Here is a 17,261-nt window from a genome sequence, read left to right as displayed (position 1 = left end):
TATAGATTGCGGATCCCCAGTCGCTTTTCATTAAACTAACCCCAATAAATTCACTGCATTACTGAAAAATAACATTTTCTTTCTCTCAGTTACTTTTACCCCTAAAATTCTCTGAATCTTAGCATTCTTATACAGTTTAACGCACAGCAGTGCAATGAGCAACAAAGATTGTGTAAAGCTTCTAAAGAAAACACACACATTTACGCACAATATAGTAAACATACATATTTTTCATTAATTTTCTGAGTTGAATTCTAGTATTTCCTTTTCAAATTTATACATAATCTCTTCATTATAAGTTTTATAGTCAAAATGACTATGCGGAATATTTCCATAAATAAACTCCATTAATCCCTTAGTAATACTTTGAATATTATTTTCAACTAGCAGTCCATTGCTACCATCTAATACGGAGTTAATACCATTAACATTAGTGCCAATAACCGGCTTACCTAATACTTGGGCTTCTAAAATTGCCATACCTTGTCCTTCATAATTTGAAGTTAAAACAAAACAATCCGCTTGAGAAATAAACATAAAGGGATTTTTAATAAAACCTAATAGAAAAACATTTTATTCTAAATTCATCTTTTTTATAAGTTGCTGTAATTGATTATATAAAGGACCATCTCCTAAAATGTACAATTTACTTTTCTTTTCTTTTTCAACAATTGTTTTGAATGCTTTTATTAAAACTTCGTGGTTTTTTTCTGGAGATAATCTGGCAACATTAACAAAATTATAATCTTCTTTGCTTGGTGCTTGAATACAATGCAACTCTAAGTTAAAATCACTTTTCTCTTCCGAATCATAAATAATAAAATCTTGTAGTTGGTTCTTTTTATATAACCTTACATGATTTGCTTTATCATCGGCTGCTTGAGCCATAAATTTCACTTCATCTCCATCAATAATATTACTAATAGATATCATTTTTTCATCAGGATGTGTAATGAAATTTTTCAGGTTTTCTTTATTAGCTTTATTTACACTATCAGTAACAGAGACTAATTTATCAAATTCATCGTAAAGACTGAAAATAACTTTTAAATTCCATTTATGTGTATATCTTCCATTGATCATTTTATTATATTCTCCATACATATCATTATGTAGAAAAATAACTTTTGTTTTTGCAGGTGAAAAAGCGAATAATGCAGTAAACATTTTATTATATCCACCGTAATCAATCATTATATCAGGATCAAGGTTACCAAAAACTCTCTTATAATCTAATGCAAAATATTTTTTCAAATATTTTTTGTTAATGAATTTTGAATTGTAACCTTGTCGGTATAAAAAGTTTTGTGATAGCGTATCATAAATATTTCTATTAGTATAAGAAAACTTAGAAATTACATGTACTCTACTATCTAAACGTTTTAAATTCCGTATTTTATCTTTGAATATCTTACTATTTTCAATTAGAACGAATTCATATTTATTATAATCGAAATGTTTACTTAAATTAATGATGGAATTGGTAATTCCATTGTTGTAAAAACCGCCACCATAAAATACTATTACTTTTTTGTTTGATTTAAATATTTTTTCTCCTTTTATCTTCCCAAACAGAAAATCAAGTGTACGAGCTGAAGATATTCCATTATCATTTGCACAATATAACTTCATAAAATTATCCGTATTATTTTGGTAACAGCTAAGATAATTATTTGTATCAATTTTAAGATTAGCAACCAATTCTTCAATATTATTTGAAATTCTTCCAGGTAAACTATTAAGTTCTAAATACAATCCTCGTTCACTCTCATATTCCATTTTATCAGGCATAAAGAAATGTATAGGACGTTTGAGAGGTAAAAAATCAAAAAATATACTTGAATAATCAGTAATCAAAAGGTCGACTGCAGCTAAAATCTCATTTGTGTCTACCCAATTAGGTATAAGGTGTTCTTCATAAGACGTATTCAGCAACTTTTTATAAATAAAGTAGTGCGACTTTAAATAAACATGATATTCTCTTCCTAAAGTTTGTTGAATAATGTTGGTTTGTTCTATTAAATCTAATATTTCTTCATCAGTAGTTTCCTCTTCGCTCTTTTTCCAAGTTGGTGCAAATAAAACAATTTTTTTATCATTATTTAATTGGTATTTATCAATCACTTCGGAAGACACACTATTGAGTGTTAAATCTACTCGAGCATTCCCTAATATAGAGACTTCCGCATTCAATACTCCATCTAAATCATTACTTTTAATTAATTTTTCTGCAGTAAATTGGTTAGGCATTGATAGTTTATCAGCTGAAAATAAATTTTTTTGTATATTCTTATGTTCATTTATCGAAGCTTCTTTGATATCGAGACCCAAAGTTTTTAATGGAGTGCCATGCCATGTATTTAGATATACTTGTTCCTCTCTTTTAATAAAATAAGGCATAAATGAAGTGTCATTCACTAAATACTTACAAGTAGCTAATAACTTTAAATATTTCTTACTTTCATACTCTACTACTGAAAAATTTTTCCTTTTATATTCTTCTTTTAACAATTTGATCATAGGATCGTTAATATCTTTTATAGCTATATGGCATTTGTATTCAGGGTATGATTCTATTAATTTACGGAATAATGCATACGCATTACCAGTAAAGTTAACACCATGATAAGATTCTAACAAAACCTCTTTTCCTTTCACTTTATGTAGTCTAATGCAATCTAAATAATAGGCATTTCTTCGAATTTTTGAGTTTAATAAATTTTCTTTAACCGGTTTTGAAGCAAATTTCAATATTTCTTTAACCTTACTTTTTTCAATCACTGAAGTTCCCTCCGCATGTCTTTTTCACTATAACTTTTTTAAATTATACTATAAAACCGAAAGTTAGGCATTAAAAAACTCAAAATACAAATAATAAAATTTATAAATCTTGTTTTGGAATCTTTTTCATTTATACATTTTAAATTATAGTGATAATTTGCATGCTTCCAAATAAATACATTAAACTATTAATACAAAAATTAAAAAAGAGACCCTTTTGATGTGCAAATCAAAAAGGTCTCTATATCTATTATTTTTCAATAAGTATTTTAAATAACTCTTTTTACATGTTATTTTTCTTTTCCGTATAATTCTTCTTTAATTTGAGTAGTAGAGATGCCTTCTGTTCGATTAAGATAGACGACTTCACATTGTTCTTTAAGAAAATCAAATTCTCCTTCCCAATCATGTCCCATAACAAAAGTGTCTATCTCATATCTGTCTACATCTTTTGTTTTTTGTCCCCAATCATTTTCAGGAATCACTAAATCTACATAACGAATAGATTCTAACATCATTTTACGTTGTTCATAACTATAATAAGATTTCTTATTTTTAATTTTATTAAATTCGTCACTAGACAAAGCGACTATCAAATAATCTCCCATTTCTCTTGCTCTACGTAATAGTTCAATATGTCCATAGTGTAGTAAATCATAAGTTCCATAAGTAATAACTCTTTTCATTTTTGCAATCTCACTTTCTAATTGTTAATTTTTTTATTTTCAATATCTTCATGAATTAATTCTCCAATATATTCTGAAGCCTTACCTTTTTCAATAGAGCAGAAACGATTGTAAAAATCATTAATATTAGACTTATATTCATTGCTGACTTGATCAATTTGTTTCAATCCATCTGCTAATTCAAATGGATCCGTATAAATCGGGCCAGGTAAATCTTTTTTGTAATCCATATAAAATCCGCGCAGTCCTTTATCATATTTATCAATATCATAAGCAAAGAAAAATTGTGGCCGTTTTAAAATTCCATAGTCAAACATGACAGAAGAATAATCTGTAATTAAAGCATCAGATATCAAATAAAGCTCAGATATATCATCATAATTGGATACGTCTATTGCAAAATCTTCATAACCTTCAAGATTAAGCGCAATAGCAATTAAATAGTGCATACGTAATAAAATAACATAATCATCACCTAATTTTTTCTGCATATTTTCTAAATTAATACGCAAATCAAATAGATATTGTCCTTTTTTAATAAATTCATCATCTCTCCAAGTAGGTGCGTATAAAATAACCTTTTTACCATTTGGAATGTTAAGCATTTCTCGTAAATGATTTTTAAATTCAGTATCATCAGTTCTATTAATCAATATATCATTTCTCGGATAGCCAACTTCTAGAATACGTTCTCTGTCCATCCAAAATGCTGATTCAAATATTTCAGTAGAATAACGATTAGGAGAAATTAGATAATCCCATCTCGATGTTTCTTCATGAAAATTTCGTTTGTAAGCAAGTGTAGTCGTACCGGGCATTCTAACCACTTTCATGTCATTAGCCAATCGTTTCAAAGGTGTACCATGCCATGTTTGAATGTATGTTTGGTTTTCTTTCTTGTTTAAATATAAAGGTGTTCGTGCATTAGTGACCCAATAATGTGCATTTGAATATGCTTCATAATACTCCTTAGAATCTTTTTCGACCTTTTTAGCATTCCCAGGAATTATATTTTTATCCGGGTTTTTAAATACCCAAATATAATTATATTCTGGGTAATTTTTAATCATGTACTCATAAATGTATTTAGGACTATCACTATAATTTTTACCCCCGAATGTTTCAAAAAGAATTGTGGTATTCGAAACATTTTCAAGTTTATCTTTGAGTTGATACATTGATCTATTTTTACTTTTGGAATTAGTCACAATGTTTTTTATATGCCTTAGAGCTGCGCGTCCTTTATTTAACGAGAAAGCTATATCAGCTTTACCCAACATCAGAAGGCCCATTTCAGTTTTGAATAATCCGTGACGTTCTTTTAGTATTGGCCATTTTAAATGTCTAGCTAATCTTCTCAATGTTTGTTGGTGTCTGCTATATCTTTGTCTGACATCTCGACGATTAGGATCAAAATCTTTTTTGATTTTAGCAATCATTTTATGATTTAAAAAACCTTGTATTTGTTTATTATCAGTTTGAGATACTTGCTTTAAATAACTTTCTACATATTCCTCAAACAATATATCGAAATCCTGTTCTGATAACGTTTCAGTTTCAAACGGGTGATATACTTCCCCTCTGAAATAAAATGGAAAATCAAAAATACGCACAAACCGATTGACATAGCGGATGTAATCAATCAAAAACGAACGATCGATATACGTTTTCAATGTTTCATCAAATTTAATATGATGCGCTTTTACTATGCTTGTTTTGAAAACTATATTACATGCTGTATTCTTTCTTAAAAAAGAATTCGGATTATTTTTCCCATTAAGGTATTCAACTCTCACTTTATTATAGTCAATATATTGAGGGTGTTTAAGTGTAAATTTATAAATAGGTGCAACTAAACCATCTAAACCGTTAAGTTTTTTTAAATAAAAGTTTATTGCATACGAAGCAAGTTGGTCGTCAACATCTAAAAACATAAAATATGGTGTTTTCACGTGTTGTATTCCAACATTTCTTGCATAAGCATGACCATAATTCTTGTCTAAATCAACGATATCAATTTCTTTGTTGTAAGTTTTTAATGATTCATTCAGAAGATTTTTTGAATTATCTTTAGAGCCATCATTAACGATAACAACATTAAAATTTTGATTTCTTTGTTCTTTAAGACTATCGATACATTCTGTGATATATTCTTCTGAGTTGTAATATGTAATAACAATAGTTAAGTCATTCATAATTTTATCTCCTCTGAAATTATCTCTTTTATATCATTCTGAAGAATAGGTTTGTTCTCCATTAAGACTATTTAATATTTGTATCAACTTTTTTATTAACTGCTTGTTTTCAAGCATCTATTTCTTTAAATAACTGTTTGAAATTTTTTATTGCCGCCTTTTCTGTTAAGTTTTTTTTAGTTTTAACATTTTCAAGAGGATGCTCAACAATTGAAACCATAGATTCTGCCACACCTTGGATATTATTAACTTCAACAATATATCCATTTTCACCATCTTCAATAATTTCCCTCGGACCATATTTCACGTCATATGAAATAACTGGGCAACCTTCATTAATACTTTCCATTACTGTGAGGCCGAAGCCTTCTCGCCGACTTGTTAAAATAGAAGCTTTCGATTCTCTAAACTCTTTCAAAGGATCTTCTGTAAAGTTTTCTATGGTAACATCATTTTCTAAATGATAATTATGAACCAATTTTTCTATATTCTTTCTTTCAGCGCCAATTCCAGCACCAAACAAAACTAATTTTGTAGGATATCCTTTTTCTTTGAATATTTTATAAGCTTCAATAATGTGAGTAATTTGCTTTTCTGGCGCAAATCTTCCCATATAAATAAAGCGATCTTTTTTCTCGCTTTTCTCTTTTGATTTTTCTATAAAATGCGGAATGATTGCAAACTTATCATCAGGAATATCCACTTTGCTTTGAATATCTTCTTTTTGATGATTTGTAAGTACAATATATTTAAATACTTTATCCGAGTTTAATAAAGCCGTTTTATAAGATGGTTTAATTTCGCTACCCTCAACATGTGCATTATGGAGAACCATGATAGGTTTAATTTTTTTATCACAATTCAACAAAGATTTATCTAATAAACGTGCATCATCAAATACAGTATCTCCGTCTTCAAAAATATGATTGAAGAAATAGGTAAATAAGTCTTTTTCATTACTGAACCCTTTTTCAACACGTCCGTGTTTATAAATTAAGATAGAATTAATTCTATTGTTTTCATCTTCATCAAAAAATCTTCGGCAATATAAATTGCCATCGAGGTCATAAAATTGATCTTCTGTTTTTTTATTTATTTTTCGTGAAAAATTGCTAATTCTATGCAAATAACCATACATATTAAATTCATGACGTTCAATTTTATGCTTCACACCATCTACAAAATAATCTTCAAATTTAATTATATCGGATTCTGGAAAGAATTGACGATACATGATGTATTTTCCAGTATCTTGATCATAATATCTAATAGCATTGCGTTTTTCATCTTCTTTTTCAGTATAATTAGAAATTCTTATAGGTTGAGGTTTGTATATTTTTTTCTTTTTAAACTTGGTTTTAGGAACATTATATACATTATAATCAGATAACCATTCATATAGATTTATAATTGGTATAGTACTTTTTAATAATTCTCTTTCTTCAAACGATTGATAAACATCACGATAATTCGGGTCATAATTTGTCGTTAAAATTGTTTGTTTCCTTTTCAATTTATCTTGAATAAAATCTATACGCTTTAAAAGTGCTTTTGTTCTCCCAGCATGAAACTTTGGTAATGTAGAAGTAATAGTATATATCATAATAAATTCCCTTCTAATAATTACAAATCTCAGTTTTTTGAATCTATGTAACTATTTAACATAAACGTAAACATACACAACAAAACTATTATTTGTATAATTTATGTCTATCACGTTTACAAAATTATAACATTTACTTAGTAAATTGCATATTCATGATAATATACTTCAAAAAACGTACTTGACAAAACAAGTACGTTTTCACCTTTAAAGCTTATCTATATTCGCTCTCGACCGCTTCAACCACTTCTCCATAATCTTTCCCAGTCGAAATATTAACGCTTGCTAAAAAACTACCTTCCACAATCGGCGCTTCAACCTTTTCTACTCTATATTCACCATCATACATTTCAATTGCCATATCTAAATTCATCTCTGCTGAACCTAAATCATAGAAACATAAAGCATCGTCTTTCAATCCTTCAATCGCTTGTTGAATCGGTTCAAATGAAGTGCCGATAGTGCCATCACTGCCGCCAACCGCTATAACTTCAACACCTTCAGTCATTTGAGCAATCAGCTTTTGTATACCGTATGCGATTTCTTCACTATGACTGACCACGATAATCGACGTCATCTCTACTCATCTCCTATCAAAGCATTCAAAATATAAACACTGCTTTGTGCGCCTGGATCAGTGTGACCGCGAGACTCTTCCTTATAATATGCAGCACGTCCTTTAGTTGCGACCATATGATATGTTTCATCAGCAAGTTGTTGTAAATATGAAATATCCACACTTTCTCCAGCTGCTACAGCTGCTCTCGCAGGCTCAATCACATCAAACATTGTCTTTTCATTCAACTCTACTTTACCACGTTGTGCCACTGCGTCAGAAAAAGCTTGAAGTAACTTCAGTAAATTATCATCCGTAATTTCATCTTCAGCAACTTGTGCCATCTTAACAAAACCAAAACCATATAATGGTCCAGAAGCACCGCCTACTTTAGACATTAACGTCATCCCTGTCGTTTTTAATACATCCGGTACCGTTTCAACATCTTCCAGTGCTTCTGTTAATGCATTAAAACCACGCACCATATTCACACCATGATCACCATCTCCGATATCACGGTCTAATTCTGTTAATGTATCTTCTCTCTCTTCAAATGTTTCCTGTAAATTTAATAAACGTTTTTTCAATGTTGCGCCATCCATTAAAATATCCCCCTTGTGTCTATCCAAAATACTTGCTTGCTGTTGGTGCTTCAAGTGCCTTTAGAACTTCTTCATGATTCGGCACAAGTGTTAATGAAAATCCTTGCATATCTAAAGAAGTCATATAATCTCCGACAAACCACCGTACCACAGCAGTGTCATGATCAGCTAATGTTTTATTAATATATTTAGCTGCAATATTCAATTCAGAAAGCGGTGTGCCTCCCATACCGTTCACCATGACAATCACTTCAGATGATGATACTTCTTTTTGCAAAGTTTGTACCAATTCTTCTGCAATTTTAGCTACAGGTTTAATGATTTCGCGTTTCAAGCCGCGTTCACCATGTATACCGATACCGACTTCAATTTCATCGCCTGCCAAATCAAAACCTAATTGTCCTGTAGAAGGAACAAGCGGCGGAGTTAAAGCCATACCGATTGTACGCATTCCTTCAAGTAATTGTTCAACCTTTCCTACAATCGTATCCAGGTCATCCCCTTGTTCTGCTAAATATCCTGCATATTTATGGACAAAGACAGTACCTGCAACCCCACGTCGCATATCTTCATCTTCTACGGCAATATCATCACGCACAATTACTTTGGCAACTTTTATATCTTCCATTTCCGCCATCTCTTGCGCCATTTCAAAGTTCATGACATCACCGGCATAATTTTTAATAATTAAGAGTACACCATCTCCTGTGTCTACCGCTTTAATAGCTTCAAGAATTTTATCAGGTGTAGGTGAAGTAAAAATTTCACCGCAAACTGCCGCATCAAGCATACCTTGCGCCACATAACCTGCATGCGCTGGTTCATGTCCGCTTCCGCCGCCTGAAACGAGTGCAACACCTTTGTCTTTTTTCTCTTTTCGTACAACTACTGAATCTGCGATTACTTCATTTTCTGGGTTAGCTAACACAAATCCATCTAACATGTCCGATAATATCGTCGTCTTTTCTTGTATCAATTTCTTCATTATTCTCACCCTTTATATGGAGTTATTTTGAATACTGCTGAAATATTACTTTACTCTTCTTTACAATCCTATTATATCTTTTGTGTTCGCTTAATTCATGTAATAGCCAAGAAATCATAGCAATTTTCCTTTTGCATCCATTCTGTATATCGTTATCAAACCATCAAATTTTAGTGATAATTTAACAATTTCATATGATATACTCTGTGTAAGATAAAAATAAATTGGATATGGAGGCGTTTAAATGATTAATCGGCAATTAAAATATCCACGTCTTAAGTTATTATGCGATATTATCGGAATCTTATGTATCCTTAGTATTTTAACTATCCTAGCATTGAATTTTTACGAAAACTTCCAAAGTGCTGGTGAATTCGAACTCGGTTTTCGTATTAACAGTACACCACAAATTATTACAGTCACAGTATTAATTGTGACTTGTATCCTTGCAGATATCACAAGTTATTTTTTGAAGAAACAAAAGAAGTCTATGATATAAAAATACCTCTCACTTCAAAAAGTGAGAGGTTTTAATTTACTTTATTTTCTTTACATATATAGATTTCAAGCCAATTTGGCCAAAACCTGGAATTTTGCAATCAATATCATGTCCATCTTCTGGATCAACTAAGCGAATGCCTTTGACTTTTGTACCTTGTTTAATCACTGATGATGCACCTTTTACTTTCAAGTCTTTGATTACAGTAACTGTATCGCCATCTGCTAATTCTTGACCATTTGCATCACGTACTTTCAATGCTTCTTCTGCTTCTTCTACTGAATCTTGCGTCCATTCATGTGCACACATCGGACATACAAATAACGCGCCGTCCAAATAAGTATATTCCGAACCGCAGCTCGTACAATTAGGTAAAGTTTGTTCCATTGTCTCCTCCTGATGCTTAATAACCTACTTAATTTACCGTGCTTTGATGGAAAAAGAAAGCTCAAAAAAATTAAAATTGTGTCAGCAGTTTTCTTCTTTTTAATGCTTCATCTATACCTTTGTATTCCACCCGAAACGCATTTAAAGATAATATTAGATCTTGCATTTATATCTGCTCAGATGTATTAAATATCTTTGCGTCTGAAACCTAACATTCCAACAACTATACATATTACAGCAATGAACAGCATCCATAATAACGGAGGCCAATTCATATCGGCTACAGGAAGTCTTGGGACATGACCGAATGGTGTCATTTCTTTCAACCATTTTTTTACATCCAGCAATTGACCAAGGTAGACGACCAAAAAACAATAGGCTAAATAAAGATAGATGAGAACACTCATTTTTTCAAACCATCCCACTACCATAACAGCAAGACCTGCAAATATTAAAATAGCAGGAATATAGACCGCACCTGCAGTGATGATTTTTTCAAGCGCAATCGGATTTTTCATACTGCTTGCTTCGCCTGCATACATACCTAGTGCAGCAAGTATTATCATCACGATGCTATTCAGTAAACCAACCCATACAAAGCTCATTAGATAACTAGTACGGCTCACGGGATGTGAAAGTATTAATTCTTCACGATGAATGGCCATTTCTTTACGTATTTTGAATATAACCATTAACACAGGAATTGTCGCAATCATTCCCATGATTGCCATGAGTATAGGCACAAACTGTTCTGCATAATTAGTACCGTCACCTGTCAACATACGTTTCAACATTGGATTGTTTTTAAAGAATGCATCTAAATCACCAAATACAGAACCATAAGATAAACCAAGTACAAACATACCGATTCCCCAAGTGATAATACCTGTACGTTGCAATCTGAATTGCATTCCTAAAGTCGATTTCAATAACCACCCTGCTTCTGCGCGACCTGCAAGTGTCGGCAACATTCCTGCTTCTGCATCACGTCTGCCATTTAAGACAAATGAGATGATGAGTAAGACAGCCACTGTGATCATAAGTGCAACAATCGGCCACCAATGATTGTTACTGTAAACTTCAGTATGCGGTATCCATCCGAGCGGTATCGCATTGGATAACCCTTCTGCAGAAACATCCCCTATCGCACGCAACAAGTACATGATGAGCAATAAGCTGATACTGATGCCTACTGTCTGGCTTCTTGTAGCAGCTAATTGAGCGACCATCAACGTCAACATTCCAAACATCAAACCAGAAGCTGCTAAGCTGGCACCATACAAGAAGTTACCTTCAGTTGTAAAATGCGGAATATTAATGATAGATAAACCGACCCCTATAACGAGTCCTAACACGATATTGACAATCACTCGTTGAATCACTGCGCTTGCAAGTACTGTATCACGACCGATTGGTAACGCACGCATTATCTCTAGACGTCCGTCTTCTTCTTCACCCCGGGTATCTTTGGCCACAAACAAAATATTCATAATTGCTACAAGGATGACTGTAAATAATTGCATTTCATAAGCAAACATTGTCGCAAGATTCACATGAGATAAGTGTGCTTTTCCAAGCATTGCCTCCATTGCCGGACTTTTGAACATTTCAAATACTGGAATCAATTCTTTATTATCAGGATAAATATTTTTAAAAGCAGGCGGTATGATGAGCGTGAGTATAATCAAACCTGCTAACCAAAAGAACATTTTCCATTTATTTCTTTTTAAGTAAAATAACGTTACTTTGGAAGTGTGATATAAATTTTGTTTCATTTTAATCACCTTCTTTAATTTCTTCGCCATAATGACGTAAGAACAAGTCTTCTAATGTTGGGGATTGGCTCTCTAATTTTTTTACGTTGAAACGACTTAAGTATTGGATTACTTTGCCAACTTGATCCGTATCTACTTGGAAACGATAAACACCCTCTTGCTCTGTTAAATCATGAATTCCTGGTTGTTTATCTACGCCTGTCAGAGGTGTTGTTGTTTCTACTGTAAAGCGCATGCGTGTTAAATGTCGCATTTCTTCTAATGTTCCTACTTCTACGATCTTGCCTTTTCGAATAATACCTACCCTGTCACATAACTCTTCTACTTCAGATAATATGTGACTTGAAAGCAGTACTGTTTTACCGCGTTTTTTACACTCTCGTACATAATCTTGAAATACTTTTTCCATCAATGGATCTAAACCAGATGTAGGCTCATCAAAAATATAAAGTTCTGCATCCATACTCAAGGCTGTGACTAAAGCAACTTTTTGACGATTTCCTTTTGAATAAGCACCACATTTTTTACGAACATCTAATTCAAAACGCTGAATTAATTCTTGTTTCCGCTCATGATTTACGTTTTTTTGTAAACTTAACAAGAAGTCGATGACTTCTCCGCCTGTTAAATTCGGCCATAAATTTACATCACCTGGAACATAAGCAATATGTTGATGAATATTGACTGAATGCTTGAAAGCATCTTGACCAAATAATTTAACATTGCCATTAGTCGGTTTCAGTAATCCTAATATTATTTTAATCGTTGTTGATTTCCCTGCTCCATTCGGGCCAATGTAGCCAAATATTTCTCCTTCTTCAACTGTTAAATCCAAGTGGGACAAAGCCTCAAATTTACCGAAACGTTTGGTTAAATCATGAATTTCTAATACGTTTGCCATAACAACCACCTACCTTGTTTTTATTTTAGAAACCGCTTTCTTAAACTTGGTTTTATTATACACCTATACTCTCAGATAATATAAAAAGAACAGCAATTCTTTTATAAAGCGTTGCTGTTCTATATAAATTCAACTATTTATTGTTTCATTTCTTAAAAGCACGTGTTTGAATATCTTTTTCATTCAGCCAATCTTCAATCATTTTTTGTTGTTTGCCATTTACCGTATCATTTTTAATATTTAAATCTCCTAATTCTTTCAATGTAATCTTGCCATCTTCAACGCGCTCCATTGCAGTATCAATTTTTTCTTCTAAATCTTTTAAATATTGATTTGCTCCCATGATATATCGGCTGATTTTGTGAGCATATTTGTCATAGCCTTTCGGCAATTTATTTTGATTAATATAGTTAGAAAAGTTGTTATCATTTTCATCTGTCAGTTTACTTGCATGTTTAATTTGTGAAGTTTCTTTTTTAGACAGTTTTTCATCTGAATACATTTTGTCTTCGTAGTTTTCAGTGATTCTTGTCAAATCATGATCTGCATTTAAATATTGTTGAATGTAGCGTTTCATTTCTGTTTCACTAATTGTTTTATTTTTGTCTTGTTTTTAAAAATCTCAGGATTCATATTAATTTTAGAAGTATCTTTTTCAGTTGGTTGTTTTTGTGCTGCTTTTTTCTGTGGTTCTTTTTCATTGTCTGCTTCTTCATTGGTTCCTGAACATGCAGATAATATTAAAGTACATGCCATTAACGTCACCAATTTTTGTTTCATGTTAGGTTCTCATCCCTTTTCTGTATTCTGTACGGTGTATTTAATCATTTCATTCCCTAAAAGTTTAACACAAATAATCATTTTGAATATTTTACAAAAAATCGCCAAATATTGTCTTATTTATATATAAAACGCTTTCATTTTCTTAGAATTTTGAAAATTTAAAAATTTGACTTTCTTTTCAATAATTTTAGTGTATAATATTTCCATACATAAACTCTATTCCGTGCAATACAAAATAAAAATTGGATGAGATGCAGCGAAGGTATCACAGCGTGCACACCATTCTTTTTTCACAAACTTCAAAGAGGTGTAATTTTATGGAAAACAACGATTTAAAACGTAGTATGAGCAACCGGCATATTCAATTGATTGCTATCGGGGGTGCAATCGGAACTGGACTCTTCTTGGGTGCAGGGAAAAGTATTGCGTTAGCCGGACCTTCCATTTTACTCGCCTACATCATTATTGGTTTCTTCTTATTCATAATGATGCGTGCATTAGGTGAATTATTGCTTTCTAACAGTAATTACAATTCATTTATTGATATCGCTGATGATTATCTTGGCCATATGGCCGGCTTCTTTACAGGATGGACTTATTGGTTCTGTTGGGTAGCTACTGGTATCGCAGATATCACGGCTGTAACAAAGTATATTAATTTCTGGTGGCCGAACTTCCCGCCTTATCTGACAGCTATTATCACTGTATTTTTACTTTTAGCATTGAATTTAATGACTGTAAAAGCTTATGGTGAAATTGAATTTTGGTTTGCGATTATTAAAGTCATTGCTATTTTATTCTTGATTGTGATTGGATTATGGATGATTTTTACCGGATTCACATCAGCAAATCATATTAAAAGTGGATTCAGCAACCTTTATTCTCATGGTGGATTCTTCCCTAATGGTGTTATGGGCTTCTTACTGGCCTTTCAAATGGCAGTCTTCAGTTTTGTTGGGATTGAACTTGTCGGGGTTACTGCTCGTGAAACAAAAAATCCTGAGAAAAACTTACCGAAAGCTATCAATAGTGTTGGTATCCGTATTATTATTTTCTATGTATTAAGTTTGATGGTTATTATGAGTATTACACCTTGGGATCGCCTTGATCCAAAAGAGAGCCCATTTGTTAACTTATTTGTTCTTGCTGGTATTCCAGCAGCTGCCGGTATTGTTAACTTTGTCGTATTGACTTCAGCTGCAAGTGCAGCAAATAGCGGTTTGTTCAGTAATAGCCGAATGGTTTACGGTTTATCTGTTTCTGAAAGTGCACCGAAATCTTTAGGTAAAGCAAATCGTCATGGTGTTCCCTACAATGCTTTGATTTTCTCAGGTGTTGTTTTATTCTTAGCTGCACTGTTGAATTACATCATTCCAGATACAGTCTTTACTGTGGTAACAACAGTAGCAACTATTTTCTTTATTTTCATTTGGACAATTATTTTAATTTGTTATATCAAATACCGTAAGCAACATCCAGAACTTCATGCCCAATCAAAATTCAAAAACTTTTTCGGTGTTGTCGGTTCTTATAGTACGCTCGCATTCTTCGCAGTTGTGATTGTAATACTTTTCTTAGCTGAAGATACACGTGTCGCACTTTACTTCTCACCTTTCTGGTTATTGTTGCTTTATGTAGCATATAAACTTGGCGGTTTTAAAAATCGTGTTTCAAAAAGTAAATAATTGAGTCTTAAAAACAGCGGTCATCCCATTTATGAGGGTGACCGCTGTTTTTAAGACTCAACCATATAAATTCAAAAAACCGGAACAGCAGAACTGTTCCGGCATCTATTATATATACTTCGACTCAACTAATTTTAATTTAAACGTGTTGGTGTATCACCAGTATTAATCACGTTCAATGCAGCATTTAAGCCACCTTCAACTAAGTTACGTACCGCTTCATCTGAGAAGAATGCGATATGCGGTGTCAATTGAATTTTTTCATTTTCAATTAAACGTTTGAAAGTATCATTTTCTAATTCTTTACCTGACCAATCAAATGTGAAGTAAGGCATTTCGAATTCATAAGTATCAACTGCAGCGCCTAATAATTTACCGCTGTCTACAGCATCAATCATTGCTTCAGTATCTATCATTGCGCCACGTGCTGCGTTAACTAATACAGCACCGTCTTTGAATTTATCAAACATTTCTTTATTGAATGCATGATGGTTTTCTTTAGTAGCTGGCATGTGTAATGATACGATATCTGCATCTTTAACAGCTTCTTCAATTGAATCTTTATATTCTAAGAAATCTAATGAATCATTAGGATATAAGTCATAACCTACAACTTTAGCACCGAAACCTGCAAACAATTCACCAGTCAAAGCACCAATACGGCCAGTACCGATAATTGCAACTGTCATATTTTTCACTGGTTTAGACATAATTGGCGCTTTCCAAGTGAAGTTATAATCTTGAACACGTTTTTCAATTTGTGGGAAATGACGTACAAGGTTTAATGCAGCCGCTACTGAGTATTCAGCAATTGTTTCTGGAGAGTAGCTAGGAACGTTTGACACGATAATGCCATGTTTTTTAGCTAATTCTAAGTCGTACATGTCAAATCCTGCAGTACGTTGCGCGATTTGTTTGATACCCATTTCTTCTAATTTAGGGTAAGCTTCCGGCTCAAGTTTACCAAATTGCATTGTCGTTACACCATCAAATCCTTCAAGTTGATCCAATGTATCGTAACTTAAAAAGTCATCTGAAAATGAAACTTCAACATCATTTTCTTTAGCCCAATTTAAAGCCATATCTTTTTCATAATCGCGTGTACCAAAAAATTTAATTCTTGTCATAATTACTCCCTCGATTCTAAAAAATTAATGTAATTGAATAATTCTTATCTCACTTATTATTTTATGTGAATATATTCACAAAGTCAAGAGACTTAGTATTATTCTGAATTATCTGTTATTTCATTATACCTTTTTCCTAGCTGCTTTACTATAAAATTATCTTACATTTTTATATTCTATTAATAGCGTTTTAAAAGCATAGTATAAGATTGAACATTAAGGTGAAGTCAATTTATTCTTATTGCACTTACAAATGGTACGTATGCTAATTAAATATCTTATAGACTTACAATTTAAAAACATCGTTCAGCATTGAAGTTATAATTTGTCTCAATCAAAACTAAAAACCTCTTTGAAGCAGATTCAAAACTGCTCCAAAGAGGTTTTTAGTTTATTCATTTATTGTAAGAACCAATAATCCTCTTTCTCACCTTTTAAATAAGTATAAGGCTCAGGTTCTTTACCATGACTGCGGATATTTTGATTAATTTCATCACGAACATCCCAAACAAGGTGAATAAATCCTTGTAATTTACTACCGAACCTTGGTGCTTTCATTTCTAAAACATGATTTATATCTTCTACTGAAACATCTAAAGCATCTGCCAAATCCGTTTTACTTAAAGTAGATTTTTCAAAATGTGCTTGCATTTCATCGCGTGTTATAGCGCGTTGTTCTTTATTTAATGACACTGA

At 32.2% G+C, this 17,261-nt stretch carries 15 protein-coding genes and 1 pseudogene; 2 read left to right on the top strand and 14 right to left on the bottom strand.

Annotated elements, in window-relative coordinates; translation table 11 throughout:
* Positions 1 to 234: 234 nt before the first annotated feature.
* The 7 genes and pseudogenes from DYE31_RS01840 to dhaK form a co-directional block, all read right to left on the bottom strand.
* Positions 235 to 2,658 (bottom strand): annotated as a pseudogene (locus DYE31_RS01840) (CDP-glycerol glycerophosphotransferase family protein).
* 413 nt (positions 2,659 to 3,071) lie between these two features.
* Positions 3,072 to 3,467, bottom strand: coding sequence for a glycerol-3-phosphate cytidylyltransferase (tagD, locus tag DYE31_RS01835; protein WP_015901349.1), 396 nt, complete (start codon positions 3,465 to 3,467; stop codon positions 3,072 to 3,074).
* A gap of 17 nt (positions 3,468 to 3,484) precedes the next feature.
* Entirely contained in the window at positions 3,485 to 5,662 is a 2,178-nt protein-coding gene (locus DYE31_RS01830) for a bifunctional glycosyltransferase/CDP-glycerol:glycerophosphate glycerophosphotransferase (RefSeq protein ID WP_015901350.1), read from the bottom strand.
* A 109-nt stretch (positions 5,663 to 5,771) separates the two neighbouring features.
* Positions 5,772 to 7,265 (bottom strand): glycosyltransferase, encoded by a 1,494-nt coding sequence (locus DYE31_RS01825; protein ID WP_015901351.1) that lies wholly within the window; start codon positions 7,263 to 7,265, stop codon positions 5,772 to 5,774.
* A 214-nt stretch (positions 7,266 to 7,479) separates the two neighbouring features.
* On the bottom strand, positions 7,480 to 7,842 hold the full coding sequence (dhaM, locus tag DYE31_RS01820) for a dihydroxyacetone kinase phosphoryl donor subunit DhaM (protein WP_015901352.1): 363 nt from the start codon (positions 7,840 to 7,842) through the stop codon (positions 7,480 to 7,482).
* A 2-nt stretch (positions 7,843 to 7,844) separates the two neighbouring features.
* On the bottom strand, positions 7,845 to 8,423 hold the full coding sequence (gene dhaL / locus DYE31_RS01815) for a dihydroxyacetone kinase subunit DhaL (protein ID WP_015901353.1): 579 nt from the start codon (positions 8,421 to 8,423) through the stop codon (positions 7,845 to 7,847).
* A gap of 19 nt (positions 8,424 to 8,442) precedes the next feature.
* Entirely contained in the window at positions 8,443 to 9,408 is a 966-nt protein-coding gene (gene dhaK / locus DYE31_RS01810) for a dihydroxyacetone kinase subunit DhaK (RefSeq protein ID WP_015901354.1), read from the bottom strand.
* Between the two features lie 244 nt (positions 9,409 to 9,652).
* Here dhaK and DYE31_RS01805 point away from each other — a divergent pair, with 244 nt between their 5' ends.
* Entirely contained in the window at positions 9,653 to 9,907 is a 255-nt protein-coding gene (locus DYE31_RS01805) for a hypothetical protein (protein WP_015901355.1), read from the top strand.
* A gap of 36 nt (positions 9,908 to 9,943) precedes the next feature.
* Here the strand turns inward: DYE31_RS01805 and DYE31_RS01800 are convergent, their stop codons facing one another.
* From DYE31_RS01800 to DYE31_RS01780, 5 genes are all read right to left on the bottom strand, one after another.
* Positions 9,944 to 10,294, bottom strand: a complete 351-nt coding sequence (locus DYE31_RS01800; RefSeq protein ID WP_015901356.1) for a zinc ribbon domain-containing protein YjdM — start codon at positions 10,292 to 10,294, stop codon at positions 9,944 to 9,946.
* A gap of 185 nt (positions 10,295 to 10,479) precedes the next feature.
* Entirely contained in the window at positions 10,480 to 12,069 is a 1,590-nt protein-coding gene (locus tag DYE31_RS01795; protein WP_015901357.1) for an ABC transporter permease, read from the bottom strand.
* A 1-nt stretch (position 12,070) separates the two neighbouring features.
* On the bottom strand, positions 12,071 to 12,970 hold the full coding sequence (locus DYE31_RS01790; RefSeq protein WP_015901358.1) for an ABC transporter ATP-binding protein: 900 nt from the start codon (positions 12,968 to 12,970) through the stop codon (positions 12,071 to 12,073).
* Between the two features lie 145 nt (positions 12,971 to 13,115).
* Positions 13,116 to 13,547, bottom strand: a complete 432-nt coding sequence (locus DYE31_RS01785; RefSeq protein ID WP_015901359.1) for an NDxxF motif lipoprotein — start codon at positions 13,545 to 13,547, stop codon at positions 13,116 to 13,118.
* Positions 13,544 to 13,750 (bottom strand): LolA-like protein, encoded by a 207-nt coding sequence (locus DYE31_RS01780; RefSeq protein ID WP_015901360.1) that lies wholly within the window; start codon positions 13,748 to 13,750, stop codon positions 13,544 to 13,546. Before DYE31_RS01780 ends, DYE31_RS01785 begins: the two co-directional genes overlap by 4 nt.
* A 320-nt stretch (positions 13,751 to 14,070) precedes the next feature.
* On the opposite strand from DYE31_RS01780, the gene DYE31_RS01775 reads away from it, so the two are divergent.
* Positions 14,071 to 15,438 (top strand): amino acid permease, encoded by a 1,368-nt coding sequence (locus tag DYE31_RS01775; RefSeq protein WP_015901361.1) that lies wholly within the window; start codon positions 14,071 to 14,073, stop codon positions 15,436 to 15,438.
* A 134-nt stretch (positions 15,439 to 15,572) separates the two neighbouring features.
* Here DYE31_RS01775 and DYE31_RS01770 read toward each other — a convergent pair whose 3' ends face one another.
* Complete coding sequence (locus DYE31_RS01770; protein WP_015901362.1) at positions 15,573 to 16,565, bottom strand: D-lactate dehydrogenase; 993 nt, start codon at positions 16,563 to 16,565, stop codon at positions 15,573 to 15,575.
* A 399-nt stretch (positions 16,566 to 16,964) separates the two neighbouring features.
* The gene (locus DYE31_RS01765) at positions 16,965 to 17,258 is read right to left on the bottom strand and encodes a DUF2316 family protein (protein ID WP_015901363.1); all 294 of its coding nucleotides are present in this window, start codon (positions 17,256 to 17,258) and stop codon (positions 16,965 to 16,967) included.
* Between the last annotated feature and the right edge of the window lie 3 nt (positions 17,259 to 17,261).

Source organism: Staphylococcus carnosus (assembly GCF_900458435.1).
Taxonomy (GTDB): Bacteria; Bacillota; Bacilli; order Staphylococcales; family Staphylococcaceae; genus Staphylococcus; species Staphylococcus carnosus.
Note: the sequence above shows the minus strand (reverse complement) of the source record. Positions and strands in the feature narration are given on the sequence as shown.

What these genes read in the sequence shown, in the direction of transcription:
- dhaL (WP_015901353.1), bottom strand. Translation starts at nt 8,423, where the DNA reads ATGGATGGCGCAACATTGAAAAAACGTTTATTAAATTTACAGGAAACA.
- dhaM (WP_015901352.1), bottom strand. Translation starts at nt 7,842, where the DNA reads ATGACGTCGATTATCGTGGTCAGTCATAGTGAAGAAATCGCATACGGT.
- DYE31_RS01830 (WP_015901350.1), bottom strand. Translation starts at nt 5,662, where the DNA reads ATGAATGACTTAACTATTGTTATTACATATTACAACTCAGAAGAATAT.
- DYE31_RS01805 (WP_015901355.1), top strand. Translation starts at nt 9,653, where the DNA reads ATGATTAATCGGCAATTAAAATATCCACGTCTTAAGTTATTATGCGAT.
- DYE31_RS01790 (WP_015901358.1), bottom strand. Translation starts at nt 12,970, where the DNA reads ATGGCAAACGTATTAGAAATTCATGATTTAACCAAACGTTTCGGTAAA.
- DYE31_RS01825 (WP_015901351.1), bottom strand. Translation starts at nt 7,265, where the DNA reads ATGATATATACTATTACTTCTACATTACCAAAGTTTCATGCTGGGAGA.
- DYE31_RS01770 (WP_015901362.1), bottom strand. Translation starts at nt 16,565, where the DNA reads ATGACAAGAATTAAATTTTTTGGTACACGCGATTATGAAAAAGATATG.
- DYE31_RS01780 (WP_015901360.1), bottom strand. Translation starts at nt 13,750, where the DNA reads ATGAAACAAAAATTGGTGACGTTAATGGCATGTACTTTAATATTATCT.
- DYE31_RS01785 (WP_015901359.1), bottom strand. Translation starts at nt 13,547, where the DNA reads ATGAAACGCTACATTCAACAATATTTAAATGCAGATCATGATTTGACA.
- tagD (WP_015901349.1), bottom strand. Translation starts at nt 3,467, where the DNA reads ATGAAAAGAGTTATTACTTATGGAACTTATGATTTACTACACTATGGA.
- DYE31_RS01795 (WP_015901357.1), bottom strand. Translation starts at nt 12,069, where the DNA reads ATGAAACAAAATTTATATCACACTTCCAAAGTAACGTTATTTTACTTA.
- dhaK (WP_015901354.1), bottom strand. Translation starts at nt 9,408, where the DNA reads ATGAAGAAATTGATACAAGAAAAGACGACGATATTATCGGACATGTTA.
- DYE31_RS01775 (WP_015901361.1), top strand. Translation starts at nt 14,071, where the DNA reads ATGGAAAACAACGATTTAAAACGTAGTATGAGCAACCGGCATATTCAA.
- DYE31_RS01800 (WP_015901356.1), bottom strand. Translation starts at nt 10,294, where the DNA reads ATGGAACAAACTTTACCTAATTGTACGAGCTGCGGTTCGGAATATACT.